This is a genomic window from Pseudalkalibacillus sp. R45 (assembly GCF_052246725.1).
Taxonomy (GTDB): domain Bacteria; phylum Bacillota; class Bacilli; order Bacillales; family Fictibacillaceae; genus Pseudalkalibacillus.
In genome coordinates this window covers 327,009-340,916 of record NZ_JBQQCL010000001.1, presented here as the reverse complement: position 1 = coordinate 340,916, position 13,908 = coordinate 327,009, and the positions used below count along the sequence as shown (strand labels likewise).

The following is a 13,908-nucleotide window of genomic DNA, read 5'->3' as shown; positions in this document are numbered from 1 at the left end:
CAGAACCTGAAGTGGAGGTTAAATTAAAGGTGAGTAATTAGGATTACTCAAATAATCGTGTGGAGTGATGGATCATGGCTCGAAACAAACTTTTGGTACCTGGTGCGAAAAATGCTATGGAGCAGCTGAAAGAAGAAACCGCCAATGAAATGGGGATTCAACCTGGTGCAGATACTACCTCACGTGAAAATGGTGCTGTCGGCGGTCAAATGACTAAACGTCTAGTCGGGATGGCCGAACAGCAATTAAGCAACAATAAACAACAGCAATAGTTTTATGAAAGAGGCCGTTTTACCGGTCTCTTTTAGGTTAATGCCGTTACAAAAAACGTTGCCATTACATAAACTGAATAAATACAAAAATCTTGCTTTACTTCGTCATTTAAACGTGTTAAGATGATAATCAAAATAAAATGAATAATGAAAACTTCTTATCCAGAGAGGCGGAGGGACTGGCCCTTTGATGCCCGGCAACCATCGAATCAATCGCTTGATTGAGGAGAACGGTGCCAATTCCTGTAGGATGGTTAAACATCCTAGAAGATGAGAGGATCGTTACGAATAGATACGACCCTTTTCTTACTGGATGAGAAAAGGGTTTTTTCGTTGCAATGGATACCAGCGAAAAGCTCTCGATAGAAGTTTCGTTATTTTGAAAGGACAGATGAGACATGGAAACAGCTATTTTTGGAGCTGGATGCTTTTGGGGTGTTGAAGCATTCTTTGAAAAATTTGAAGGTGTTGTTTCAACACGCGTAGGTTATATTGGAGGCACTGTCGAAAACCCGACATATGAACAAGTGAAGACTGGAGATTCAGGACATGCGGAGGCAGTCAAGATCCAATATGATCCTGCCTTGATTTCATATAATGAACTACTCAATACATTCTTTGAAGTACATGACCCGACCACACGGAATAGGCAAGGTATTGATATTGGACATCAATATCGTTCAGTCATTTTTTATACAAATCACAATCAAAAAGATATAGCCGAAGAGAAGATCAAAGTATTGACGGAAAAAGCTGTATTCAAGCTTCCGATCGTGACTGAAGTTGAAAAAGCTCCTACCTTCTATGACGCTGAGGAATATCATCAGAAGTATTTACAGAAGAATGGAGCCGTCGCTTGTGGTATGTAAGATTGGATAAGAATGGCATATATATTAACCTTGTTTCACTATCCCCAACAACGGGTAGATTGATGTCGAATAATCTCTTCTAGGAGTATGAAACGACATCATTAAGAGGGGCAAGGTTTTTTATGTTACGTTTACAATACTTTATTCTCGCAACTGGAATCATCATTTTCCTTTCATTATGTATTGCTGCGTTTGATGTTGACTCTTCAAATGGAAGCAAGCAGGGTAAAGGAGATTGGGTTGGTGCTTGGACGGCAAGTATGCAACAACCTGGGAAAGACGGCGTGTCGAAGCAAGGTTTTGAAGATCAGACAATCCGGATGATCATCAATCCGAATATGGATGGTAAAAAGTTGAGGATCCGAATGGCAAATACGTTTGGTTCGGATCCGCTGACGATTGAAGAGGTACATGTTGCGCGTGTGAAAAATGGCGCAGAGACCGTATCTGAATCCGATAAGCAAGTCACTTTTGAAGGAGATCAAAAGGTAACAATTCCTGCTGGGAAAAGGACATTTAGCGACCCTATCCCGTTTAAAGTGAAAAGTGATGAAAAACTGGCTGTAAGTATTTATGTTAAGGAGAAGTCAGGACCAGCAACCTGGCACCCCCGTTCGATGCAGACAAACTATATCTCAGAACCGGGTAACCATGCGTCAAATACGGATGATAAGGCGTTTAAGAAAAAAGAAGAGTCCTGGTTCTGGTTGGACGGTATTGATGTCATACCCGATGCAAAGGTTGATGGTTCCGTTGTTGTCTTAGGAAGTTCTATCGCGAATGGCAATCATTCTAAAATGGATGCAGACCATCGGTGGCCCGATTTTTTAGCCAAAAGGTTCAATGAAGAATCAGAAACGAAGATGTCTGTCCTGAATGCAGGGGTTTCTGCTAATCATTTGATTAATAGTTCTTCTGATAAAGGAGAGAATGCGTTTGCGAGACTTGAGCAGGACGTGTTCAGCCAAACGGGAGTCAAGGCAGTGATTTTGAATCAGGGCCTGAATGACATAAGACATCATCCAGAGTATGATTCAGATAAAATCATCGGAAGAATGCAGGAAATAATTGATGCTTCTCATGATAAAGGCTTAAAAATTTATGGCGGGACGTTGACCCCTTTTAAGGGCTCAGGAATGTACACACCAGAAAAGGAAAACACCCGTAAGGAAGTCAATGAGTGGATCCGGAACAGTGGAGAGTTTGATGGCGTCATCGATTTTGACAAAGCACTAAGAGACTCAGACGATCCAGCACGCTACAATCCGAAATATGATGCGGGTGATCATCTCCATCCGAATGACGTTGGATATGAGGTAATGGCTGAGACTATAGACCTTTCAATGTTTGAATAGATATACTTAGCTAACACTCAGCAAACATAAAGGTGGTTAGAATAAGTTTTTTATATTTATATAATAACGAAGACGGGGCCTCAATTCCGTCTTCTTTTTGTTTAATTGAAAAAAATATATAAGTTATGATCCAGATCGTATTGTCACCCATTTTGTACTATTTTGACACCAACAACCTTCTTGCAATCGACAATAACAGGATTATTAACTTCAAATCTATTCAAGGTCACACAACAGTTTTTTGGATTGAAACTAACAAAGGTAAACTCTTCATCTTCAAAATATTGATCTGAATTTTGAACTACAAAAGAAATAATTTCCCCCGGCTTCAAGCCTTTAAAAATCTCACAAATACAACAATCACAAATATCATTTTTAGGTCTATCCATATCTATCATCTCCCAAAGATTTGAAGTTTTAGGCTATACCTGTTCCAATTTCAACTGCTACTAGCCTTTCGCAATTAAATATGACAACGTTGTTATCAGTATCGCGCAATGTAACACAACAAGTTTTCTCATCAAAGCTAATAAATTGAAATTCTTCTTCATCCCCAGGTTCGATAAAGTTTGGTCCTACAGCTAATTGGACAATTGTACCTTTTCTCAACTTTGAAAACAATTCACAAAAACATCCATTGCATCTTTTACATCTTTGATTACTTTTATTCATGAAGATCCCTCCCTTTAAAGTAACTATATGTAGAATTTTTTATAATATAAGTTTTGGGATAAAGGAATGAGTACTATTAAAACCACAGGAATAACTTTTACATTCAAATACTTGCACTTTTCACAAGGACAAATCAAAATATAAAGTATCAACAATCGTTATAGGAAAGGAATTCATTCAAATGATTGAGATTGGCCTGACTGGGTGGGGTGACCATGACTCCCTCTATCCTGCAGATATTAGATCAAATGAAAAGTTGCAGACTTACAGCAGTTTCTTCCCGACAGTCGAGATCGATTCGTCGTTTTACGCTGTCCAGCCAGTGAGGAACTACGAAAAATGGGTGAAGGAAACGCCAGAGCGTTTTTCATTCGTCGTTAAAGCGTACCAGGGGATGACCGGACACTCAAGAGGCGACATCCCTTTTTCAAGTGAAGAAGAGATGTACCGTTTATATAAAGAGTCGATCAAACCCTTGCAAGCTGCGGACAAACTGAAAATGGTCCTTTTCCAATATCCGCCCTGGTTTGACTGCAATCGGGAGAACGTCGATTTACTGAGGCAGACAAAAGAACGGATGGAAGATATCCCGGTGGCGCTTGAATTCCGGCACCAATCCTGGTTTCATCCTTCTTTCAAGGACCGGACGTTGGCGTTCATGAAAGAAAAGGGTTGGATCCACAGCATTTGTGATGAACCGCAATCTGGAGCAGGATCCATACCGACTATACTTGAACCAACACATCCAGAGCATACGTTGGTCCGCTTCCATGGCCGGAATGTTCATGGCTGGCAGAAGAAAGGGAATCCGAACTGGCGGGATGTACGATATCTTTATCGTTACAATGAGGAAGAGCTCATAGAATGGAAAGAGAAGCTTTTACAGCTTGAAAAGCCAGGGCATGAGGTGACTGCCTTGTTCAATAACAATTCTGGTGGAGATGCAGCAGATAATGCAAGGCAAATGGTCGAACTGCTAGGTATCGATTACGAGGGACTCGCACCTCGACAGCTTGACCTCTTTTAACTAGACAAAAACAGAGATTAGAAATAGACAGGAGATGATACAATGAGCATTCAAAAGCTCCATCTGTATCATGTGAATGATCTACATAGCCATCTTGAACAATGGCCGAGAATCATGGGGTTCTTGAAGGATCAGCAACGGGCACACGAAGAGAAAGATGAACTGTTTTTACGGTTCGATATTGGAGACCATGCGGATCGTTTTCATCCGATTACAGAAGGAACAGCTGGCCAGGGAAATGTTAGATTGATGAATGAGGCAGATTTTCTAAATGCAACGATCGGCAATAATGAAGGAATCACGTTTTCTAAGGAACAACTGGATCATCTATATGATGAAGCAAACTTTCAGGTACTTGTTGCGAATCTAAAAGAAAAAAACGGACAGCAGCCGAAATGGGCAAAACCGTACCAAATCCATACCCTGCAAAATGGCTTGAAAATCGGTGTGGTCGGCGTGACTGCTCCGTTTAAAGCCTATTACAATCAGCTTGGCTGGGAGATTCAGGATCCTTATGAAGCACTCATTGAATCCGTAAAAGAAATCCGGAATCAGGTCGATATCCTTATTCTGCTTTCACATCTTGGATTAGAAGCGGATAAACAGATTTCAACTGAAATGGATGACATTGATATCATTTTAGGCGCACATACGCATCATGTCCTTCCAAATGGTTTGCATGCTAACGATACGACCATTGGGCAAGCAGGGAAATTCGGTGTATACATCGGCCACATGGAACTCGAATGGAACGAGGATATTCAAAAAATTGATCATGTAAAAGCACGATGCATAGACCTGCAAGAGTATGAGACTGATACGAATAGTGAACAGCTTCTTGCTCAATTGAGCGAACAAGCCAATGAATGTTTATCTGAGGTCGTGACGGAACTAGATCGCCCGCTCGATTTGGAGTGGTTCGGACCTTCTGCTTTTACTAGTTTATTAGCTGAAGCAATCAGAGAATGGTGTGATTCGGAAATCAGCATGATCAATGCAGGATTGTTGCTGGAACCATTAAAAGCAGGACCTGTTACGAAAGGAGATCTCCATCGTGTGTGTCCCCATCCAATCAATCCATGTAAAATCTTGCTGAAAGGCGAATACTTGAAAGAAATGATTCATCATGCGATGACGAAGGAATTGGAACAGCGCGTAGTCAAAGGCCTGGGATTCCGCGGGAAAGTGATGGGACGGATGATATTCGATGGTGTTGAAATCATGGGTAAAGACATGGCTGATGGCGAGTACCACGTAAAAAGCATCTCAATAAATGGGCAACCTTTGGATCCAGAAAAAATATACGTCATTGGTGCCATTGATATGTTTACCTTCGGTCGTTTGCTTCCATCTGTCCATTATGCCGAGGAAAAAATCTTCTACTTGCCGGAGATGCTGAGGGATGTCCTTGCTTGGAAGTTAAAAACCTTTGAAAGATAGGCACTACGCCAACACGCTTTGTACTACTATGACATATTGATAGTATAGAAAAGGAGCGTGAGAAAAGATGATTACGGTCACTCCTATCGAAATCGATGGGCATCTGTTTACAGGCGTGACAGTGGCATTACCGAAAACCAACTTCATGTCGATCAGCAATGACAAAGGATATATCATGTGTGGTGCACTAGATGTGGCGTTGCTGAATGAAAAATTGGCTGAGCGGAAAATAATCGCAGGGCGGGCTGTAGGTGTACGAACCCTCGATCAGCTATTGGAAGCTCCGTTAGAGTCCGTTACGTTAGAAGCCGAAGCAATTGGTATCACTAAAGGTACAAGTGGACGGGATGCGCTGCTTAAAATGGCTAAGTTATGATTCTGTCCAAATTAATAGCTATACAACCCCCAATCATTGCATACATATAGCAATAGATAGGGGGTATTTTTATGTGGAGAATACGGAGGCGTCCCCGAAAACGACCTCTTCCATTTCAATATGTCTTCATCATATCGTTCATCATATTCACTTTACTAACCGCACAGGCATTGTGGCTTGTAGATAAAGGAATCGAGCCTACACTCATGCAGATTGCAGAGACAGAGACCGCAGATATGGCGCAACTTGCAATCCAAAGTGCTGTTAAAAACAGGATTGTAGATGCTGGTAAAACGGACGGTCTCATTAATGTCACCTTAGATAATGAAGGCAAGGTTGCATTGGTAGGTACGGATCCAAAGGTCGTTAATGAGGTTCAATCTCTTGCAACAGCTAATGTTCAATCTTTACTCGAACAGATTGAACAAGGGAAAAAGCCGGATTTTGCAAACTTTGCTGGTATTGAAGTCAACAGAGAAGATGAATTTTCTAACGGCATTTTCACTGAAATCCCCCTAGGTCGAGCGACGGATAATGCTCTACTTGCCAACCTCGGACCAAGTATACCGGTGCGTTTCCGAGTCATCGGAAGTGTGGAATCAAGCTGGAATGAATCAACAGAGAATGCAGGCATCAATACGATTCATTTACGGGGATGGATCGAAGTCATCGTAAGGACCCAAATTGTTGTTCCGTTTGAAACAAAAGAAAGAGTGATTAAAACGAATGTCATGTTAGTTTCTCAATTAATACCTCAGGATGTGCCGTATTACTACCATAAAGGGGATGGCAGCTCAGGTGCTCAGCCAGTCATACCAATCAATCCGCAGATCGATATCGAAAACAAGAACAATGATGATAATAACCAAGAAAACAGTAATGAAGCAGAAAAGAAAAAAGAAGAGAACACCAATTGATTTTATACGACTCCTCACAACCCTTGTATTTTTATAGCTAATCATTTAAAATATTTAATGGCGCAAAAAATATCATAGACCTTATCATCAGATGAGGTAGTGGAGCAAAGAACATCAGTACAATGATGCGAGAAAGACATCGATGACCATCACTGGAAAGGGTTATTTGCCGAAGCAGTACACTTTTGTCGAAAGGTTTACTGTTGGGGTTGCATCTAATAGGTGTAGCACTGTCACTATCCGGGAAGATTGGATAGTGGAGAACTACGTGATCGATGGGGGATAACTGTTACTTACAAGGTAACGATAGGTTATTTTCTATCTATCGTTGCCTTTTTTTATTTCATCCATCGATTAATTAATAGGAGGAGAACATTATTCAATGGAAAATACAATTTATTCTTTGATTCCACCGTTACTTGCATTACTTATGGTGGCCTTGACGAGAAAGGTGTTGTTGTCACTTGGGACAGGCATCCTCGTCGGAGCATTCATGCTCAACAACTTTGATATATTGGCGAGTTTCACCCAAATCTTCGAAATCGTACGTGATCTTTTCATCACGCAGAATGATGCAGGCGCATGGGAAGTGAACACGTGGAATGTATTCATCCTTTTATTCTTATTAATTCTTGGCATCATGACATCATTAATTGCGATTGCTGGGGGAAGCCGTGCCTTTGGTGAATGGGCGATTAAAAAGGTGAAGACCCGTGTTGGCGCTCAAATCTTGACGATCGTTCTGGGTATCATCATTTTCATTGACGATTACTTCAATTCTCTAGCAGTTGGGAATGTAAGTCGTCCATTGACGGACCGCCATCGTATTTCTAGAGCAAAGCTTGCGTATTATATCGATTCGACCGCTGCGCCTGTCTGTGTCATTTCACCTGTTTCAAGCTGGGGCGCGTATATCATCGGTTTGATTGGTGGTATTCTTGCCACTCATGAAGTAGCTGGAATAGGCGCGCTGGAAGCCTTTGTGAAAATGATTCCGATGAATATTTATGCACTTTCAGCACTGTTGCTTGTGTTTGCAACAGCGTTATGGAATATCAACTTGTTCTCAATGAAGGCACATGAAGAAAGGGCGATCAATGAAGGACAAGTATTAAACCCGGATAACAAAGCGGTGCCTGGTCAACAGATTGGGTTGCCTGAGAGCGATAAAGGAAAAGTAGGGGATCTGATCTGGCCGATCGTTGCGTTGATTGTTGGGACAGTCGCTGCAATGCTTTATACCGGTGCCCAAGCAACTGAAGGAAATGTCACCTTACTTTCCATGTTTGAAAATACCGATGTTGCGAAATCACTTGTTTACGGCGGATTGTTCGGATTAGCTGTCACGATTGTTCTTTTCTTGATGAAAAAATTGCCTGGAAAGCATTTCGGAACAGGTATTTGGAAGGGAATCCAATCCATGCTTCCAGCTATCTACATTCTGATTTTTGCTTGGGTAATCATTGCCATCATCGATGAAATCGGAACAGGAAAATATTTAGCTGGGATTGTAGATGACAACATTAATATTGCGTTCCTGCCTGTATTGTTGTTCTTGATCTCTGGAATCATGGCTTTTGCTACAGGTACTTCGTGGGGGACGTTTGGTGTCATGCTTCCGATAGCTGGAGAAATTGCAGCAGCGACTGACATTAGTTATATCCTTCCTGTACTGGCGGCAGTTCTTGCAGGATCCGTTTTCGGTGACCATTGTTCACCAATATCCGATACGACGATCCTTTCATCAACGGGAGCGGGAAGCAACCATATCGATCATGTGATGACCCAATTGCCATATGCGCTATTGGCTGCTGTCATCAGTTCGGTCGGATTCCTTATTATTGGTTTTACACAAAGCGTCACGTTGTCACTGCTGGTATCACTTGTGCTCGTGATCATTGTGGCTTTCATATTGAAGAAGATGAACTTCACAAGTATCGAATCACCGCGAGAACAAAACTAATTGATTTATCTTAAAAAGCTGACTCGAATGGGTCAGCTTTTTTGTTGTGAAGAAAAAGTGTGGACGAAGGTGACTAATTGGGACAGGAGGCAGTGGAAAAAGCAAAAACCTGTCCCGTAACGCTGTAATACGGGACAGGAACGAGAGGAAAGAGCATAGAGCTGTTCCGTAACGATGTTATACGGGACAGGGGCCAAAGGAAAAAGCGAAGAGCTGTCCCGTAACAGTACAATACGGGACAGGAGCTAGAGGAAAAAACGAAAGTCTGTCCCGAAACAGGTCAATACGGGACAGGAGGCAGAGGAAAAAGCGAAGAGCTGTCCCGTAACAGTACAATACGGGACAGGAGCTAGAGGAAAAAACGAAAGTCTGTCCCGAAACAGGTCAATACGGGACAGGAGGCAGAGGAATAAGCGACCCCCTGTCCCAAAACAGGTCAATATGGGACAGGAACAGACGAAAAGAGCGTGCGCCTGTCCGAAATGATCGATTAGCGATCTAAAACAAGCGATAGTACCATTGACTCCAGTCCTTCTCCACGATAATCTTACGGGTAGAAATCCAATCAGTCATAACTCCAACTCTGAGAAAACAGCGGATAACCGAGAACCCCCACCTCAGGAAAAGAATATTTTATGAAAAAAATGTAATAATATGTAGTATATTTATACCAAAACTGCAAATCTTCTATATAGACATTTATCACTAATTTTTTTGAAAATTCTTTGACATGTCTCTATTAAAACAGCTATACTATAATCGAAATAGTCAGAAAAAACTAAAGTTTTCAACTGTCGACTTTAGTAACAAAACATTAGAGAATGGGGGAGTAATAATGGAGAACAGAGCACAGTGGGGCACTAGAGCAGGATTTATTTTAGCAGCTGTCGGATCCGCAATCGGCCTCGGAAACATATGGCGATTCCCTGCGGTAGCTTATGACAACGGTGGAGGAGCTTTCTTTATTCCGTATTTGATCGCATTACTAACTGCCGGGATTCCGTTATTAGTAATGGAATTTACCATGGGTCACAAGTACCGGGGATCTGCACCGCTTACCTACCACCGTATGAATAAAAAGTCTGAGTGGATTGGTTGGTGGCAAGTCTTTATTTCGTTTGTCATTTCTACTTATTATGCAGTCATCATTGCATGGGCTATTTCATATTCGATTTTTGCCTTGAACCTTAAATGGGGCGAGGACACAGAAGGTTTCTTGTTTTCGGAGTACTTGAATCTAAGTGCACCGGGTGAAGTAGGAAGCTTGGTACCAGGGGTATTCATTCCATTATTAATCGTTTGGGTTATTACACTGAGTGTACTTTTTAAAGGTGTTAAAAAAGGTATTGAAGTAGCAAATAAGATTTTCATACCAGCACTTGTCATCTTATTCTTGATCATCGTTATTCGGGCAGTCACATTACCTGGTGCTGCGACCGGTTTAGAAGCTTTCTTTAAACCGAACTTTGATGCGATTTGGGATGGGAAGGTCTGGGTTGCGGCTTATGGGCAGATATTCTTCAGTTTATCAATTGCATTTGCAATCATGATTACTTACTCGAGTTACTTGCCGAAAAAGTCCGATATTACGAATAATGCATTCATCACAGGATTCAGTAACTCAGGATTTGAGCTTTTAGCAGGTATTGGAGTCTTTAGTGCTCTTGGATTCATGGCAGTATCAGCTAACGTGCCAGTGGATGAAGTTGTCGCTGGAGGAGTGGGTCTTGCATTCGTGGTCTTCCCGCAAATCATTAACCAATTCCCAGCGCTTAATGAATTATTCGGGTTCTTATTCTTTGCGTCATTAGTCCTTGCGGGTCTATCTTCATTGATTTCAATTGTGGAAACTTATGTGGCTGGTATCTCAGAGAAGTTTGGAACTTCACGTACAAAGGCTGTATTTGTCGGTGGAGGTGTTGCAGCACTAGTCTCAATCCTATTTGCTACACAAGGCGGCTTGTTCTTCCTGGATGCTGCAGACTACTTCATCAACCAATTCGGTATTGCTCTTGTTGGTTTAGTTGAAGTAATCGCAGTTGCATGGTTCTTGAAGAAACTTACAGATTTCCAAGGACATTCGAATGGAATTTCAGATATACGCCTTGGTGGATGGTGGAAAATATGTCTAGGTATCATTACGCCGGTCATCCTTGGTTACATGATGTTCCAACTATTCAAACAAAACTTGATGAGGGAATTTCCAACGGAGACCGGGAACTACGAAGGGTATTCAAACTTCTTCATCTTCTATTCCGGATGGGCTGTTGCAATCGGAGCTGTAGTCGTTGGAATTCTCTTCTCCTTGAAGAAGTGGAATAGTAATACTTCTCTTGAGTCAGAAAAGGAGGTTAACTAAATGTCTGGTGGAGCAATTACAATGATGGTCATCGGAATGGTTGTCCTTTGGGGAGGTTTAGCTGCAAGCATTGCAAATGCGGTGAGAACGTCTAAGCAAAAATAAAACGAAAAAAAGATGGGCTGGAAATGATTCAGCTCATCTTTTTTTTCACTTAAAGAAAGTATAATCACTTTCTTCAGTATAAGTGCAACTATGGCTCAGCCTTCGCCAAGGCTTGTCTTTGCCAAGTTTTCTTTAGTGGTTTATTTTTTATTACGGTCTTGCCGTTCCCACGCTTTGAGGTAGGGATACGGGTCGAATGACCATTCGTTATAACCATTGTCACGATACATACCATAATGAAGATGCGGAGGAAATTTACCAGCTGTCCCTGGTGGTCCATATCCAGAGCTCCCAACGTAACCAATCGTTTGGCCTGGCTTGACCACAGAGCCTTTCCCAATACCCTTTTCGAACCCTTTCAGATGCGCGTAATAATGGTAGACGTTGTTCAAGTCACGAATCCCGACACGCCACCCTCCAAAACGATTCCACCCTGCGATTTCCACTATGCCATAAGTCGTTGCTCTTACAGGTACACCGTAGTCCGCAAAAATATCAGTTCCTTCATGGATGCGAAGTCCACCAAATCCCCGGCGATCTCCCCAGGTGTTCCGGAAGCTATAGTTAGCCCTGATTGGAACAGGAAATGCACGCTCGTAAAGACTCAAGGTTTGGTACTCACGGTAAACCTTCGCAATTCCCATGATGATGTCGACGGTTTTATCACGATGATAGTGATCCCATAAACCGATTTTAATGTTTTCTTCATCAAAACCGTATGCCTGAAGGTAATGAGCAAATGTATATAACACATCCTCATCATTATTTCGATCTGCTTTTCCATCGTTATTTCCATCAAGTCCTACGCCGCCGAATAATGAAATGGTCGATGCATTTGTATCATCCAAATTCGGGTTTAATGGTCCTACCCATTGTATTGGTGAATAGTAAATACCGATCAATCCTTCTTCTTCTGGAAGGTCTTTTTGGGCACGCCTGATGGATCGTTCATATTGATCGATCGCCCCCAAATAATACCATGGAATGGAGGTGAGTGCCTCCATTTTATGATAAAGCGCGTAACGCCCCACATCTTCTTTCTGATATGTCTTTTTTGCTTCAGCTATTTCAGTTGTTCCAATGTTTACACCTATTATGAAAATGACTAACAATACAATTTTTTTCATACAGGGAATTCAGTCCTTTCCTGTATCTTTTCATAATGTTAGTTTGTATTGAATTAGGCAAATAATGATTATCAAATGTTGGAAAACCAGACATATGCTCGGATAATGGAACTTGAAGCAACAATATGATACAGTAGAAACGTATTAGATTAACGCATCAGAGTAAGAGTCACTCAATGCCGGAATCTTAAACTAATCCAATACTGGAGTGAGTTAGATGGCGAAAAAAGAAGAACATATTCGAAAGCCCGAATGGCTTAAGATCAAATTAAATACAAATGAAAACTACACCGGTCTTAAAAAGATGATGCGCGAGAAGAACTTACATACGGTTTGTGAAGAAGCGCGTTGCCCGAACATCCACGAGTGCTGGGCGGTTCGTAAAACAGCTACATTCATGATTCTTGGTGATGTATGTACACGTGCTTGCCGTTTTTGTGCCGTCAAGACTGGTTTGCCCAATGAACTGGATTTACAAGAACCAGAACGTGTCGCTGAGTCTGTTAAATTGATGGGACTCAAGCATGCTGTCATCACAGCGGTTGCTCGTGACGATTTGAAGGATGGCGGTTCAGGAGTCTATGCTGAAACGGTACGTGCTGTACGCCGTGCAAATCCTTTCTGTACAGTTGAAGTACTTCCATCTGACATGATGGGGAAATATGAAAACTTGAAGACGCTGATGGATGCTCGTCCTGACATCCTGAATCATAATATTGAAACTGTTGAAAGATTGACACCAAGGGTCCGTGCACGTGCCACATACGAACGTTCTCTTGAATTCTTGCATCGAGCGAAAGAAATGCAACCGGATATTCCCACAAAATCAAGCATCATGGTTGGACTAGGGGAAACGAAGGAAGAAATCATTCAAACGATGGACGATCTTCGTGTCAACAACGTTGATATCATGACGATCGGACAATATCTGCAACCGTCTAAAAAGCACTTGAAAGTTCAGAAGTATTATCACCCGGATGAGTTTGCGGAGCTTAAAGAAATTGCGATGTCAAAAGGCTTCAGCCATTGCGAATCCGGTCCATTAGTACGGTCATCTTACCATGCAGATGAGCAAGTCAACGCAGCATCGAAACAACGTCAACAAGAAGCAAAGTAAATACAAAGTTAAAAGAGGTCGATTCGTGATGGAAGTAACTTCCCTTGGGTCGATCTCTTTTTCGTATTTAAAGAAAGTAAAAATACTTTCTTCAATATAAGGGTAACTAAGGCTCAGCCTGCGCTAAGGCTTGGCTTAGCCAAGTTTTCTTTATTAGATGATAGCTTTTTTCATATGCGTATATTTTTGATTTTGGTTTTAATACGGTAAGAAACTGGCATTTTCATAACGTCAATTTAGCGTTTTTGAATTTATACGGACAGAATGAGGGCTTTTCGTGCCGTCAAATCAGCATTTCTGAGTTTATAC

Annotated in this window: 14 protein-coding genes and 2 riboswitches; of the genes, 11 read left to right on the top strand and 3 right to left on the bottom strand. The window is 41.7% G+C overall.

The genetic code is table 11. From position 1 onward, the window contains the following. Window positions 1-74 precede the first annotated feature (74 nt). From ACTWQL_RS01785 to ACTWQL_RS01775, 3 genes are all read left to right on the top strand, one after another. Window positions 75-272 carry a small, acid-soluble spore protein, alpha/beta type gene (locus tag ACTWQL_RS01785; protein ID WP_443140715.1) on the top strand — a complete coding sequence of 66 codons (198 nt, stop codon included), beginning with the start codon at window positions 75-77 and terminating at the stop codon, window positions 270-272. Window positions 273-427: 155 nt separating this feature from the next. Next, a riboswitch (SAM riboswitch) is annotated at window positions 428-549 on the top strand. Between the two features lie 121 nt (window positions 550-670). Then, the gene (gene msrA / locus ACTWQL_RS01780; RefSeq protein WP_443140714.1) at window positions 671-1,141 is read left to right on the top strand and encodes a peptide-methionine (S)-S-oxide reductase MsrA; all 471 of its coding nucleotides are present in this window, start codon (window positions 671-673) and stop codon (window positions 1,139-1,141) included. Window positions 1,142-1,263: 122 nt separating this feature from the next. Further along, on the top strand, window positions 1,264-2,496 hold the full coding sequence (locus ACTWQL_RS01775) for an SGNH/GDSL hydrolase family protein (protein WP_443140713.1): 1,233 nt from the start codon (window positions 1,264-1,266) through the stop codon (window positions 2,494-2,496). Between the two features lie 143 nt (window positions 2,497-2,639). On the opposite strand, the gene ACTWQL_RS01770 is transcribed toward ACTWQL_RS01775, so the two are convergent. Then, on the bottom strand, window positions 2,640-2,885 hold the full coding sequence (locus ACTWQL_RS01770; RefSeq protein WP_443140712.1) for a hypothetical protein: 246 nt from the start codon (window positions 2,883-2,885) through the stop codon (window positions 2,640-2,642). 28 nt (window positions 2,886-2,913) lie between these two features. Then, on the bottom strand, window positions 2,914-3,168 hold the full coding sequence (locus ACTWQL_RS01765) for a hypothetical protein (RefSeq protein WP_443140711.1): 255 nt from the start codon (window positions 3,166-3,168) through the stop codon (window positions 2,914-2,916). A gap of 181 nt (window positions 3,169-3,349) precedes the next feature. On the opposite strand from ACTWQL_RS01765, the gene ACTWQL_RS01760 reads away from it, so the two are divergent. The 7 genes from ACTWQL_RS01760 (at window position 3,350) to ACTWQL_RS01730 (ending at window position 11,355) form a co-directional block, all read left to right on the top strand. Next, entirely contained in the window at window positions 3,350-4,195 is an 846-nt protein-coding gene (locus ACTWQL_RS01760) for a DUF72 domain-containing protein (protein ID WP_443140710.1), read from the top strand. A 42-nt stretch (window positions 4,196-4,237) separates the two neighbouring features. Further along, window positions 4,238-5,635 carry a bifunctional metallophosphatase/5'-nucleotidase gene (locus tag ACTWQL_RS01755; protein WP_443140709.1) on the top strand — a complete coding sequence of 466 codons (1,398 nt, stop codon included), beginning with the start codon at window positions 4,238-4,240 and terminating at the stop codon, window positions 5,633-5,635. 67 nt (window positions 5,636-5,702) lie between these two features. Then, window positions 5,703-6,011, top strand: a complete 309-nt coding sequence (locus tag ACTWQL_RS01750; protein WP_443140708.1) for a YunC family protein — start codon at window positions 5,703-5,705, stop codon at window positions 6,009-6,011. A gap of 71 nt (window positions 6,012-6,082) precedes the next feature. After that, window positions 6,083-6,928 (top strand): sporulation protein YunB, encoded by an 846-nt coding sequence (gene yunB, locus ACTWQL_RS01745; RefSeq protein ID WP_443140707.1) that lies wholly within the window; start codon window positions 6,083-6,085, stop codon window positions 6,926-6,928. A gap of 89 nt (window positions 6,929-7,017) precedes the next feature. Next, window positions 7,018-7,203: riboswitch (Lysine riboswitch) on the top strand. A 107-nt stretch (window positions 7,204-7,310) separates the two neighbouring features. Next, the gene (locus tag ACTWQL_RS01740) at window positions 7,311-8,891 is read left to right on the top strand and encodes a Na+/H+ antiporter NhaC family protein (RefSeq protein ID WP_443140706.1); all 1,581 of its coding nucleotides are present in this window, start codon (window positions 7,311-7,313) and stop codon (window positions 8,889-8,891) included. 835 nt (window positions 8,892-9,726) lie between these two features. Next, a complete protein-coding gene (locus ACTWQL_RS01735) occupies window positions 9,727-11,250 on the top strand; it encodes a sodium-dependent transporter (protein WP_443140705.1) in 1,524 nt (507 codons plus the stop codon). Beyond that, the gene (locus ACTWQL_RS01730) at window positions 11,251-11,355 is read left to right on the top strand and encodes a methionine/alanine import family NSS transporter small subunit (protein WP_443140704.1); all 105 of its coding nucleotides are present in this window, start codon (window positions 11,251-11,253) and stop codon (window positions 11,353-11,355) included. Window positions 11,356-11,495: 140 nt separating this feature from the next. Here the strand turns inward: ACTWQL_RS01730 and ACTWQL_RS01725 are convergent, their stop codons facing one another. Beyond that, window positions 11,496-12,482: a M23 family metallopeptidase gene (locus tag ACTWQL_RS01725; protein WP_443140703.1), complete on the bottom strand. Its 987-nt coding sequence runs from the start codon at window positions 12,480-12,482 to the stop codon at window positions 11,496-11,498. Window positions 12,483-12,699: 217 nt separating this feature from the next. Between ACTWQL_RS01725 and lipA the strand changes: the two genes are divergently transcribed. Beyond that, entirely contained in the window at window positions 12,700-13,599 is a 900-nt protein-coding gene (gene lipA / locus ACTWQL_RS01720; protein ID WP_443140702.1) for a lipoyl synthase, read from the top strand. The last annotated feature ends 309 nt before the right edge of the window (window positions 13,600-13,908 follow it).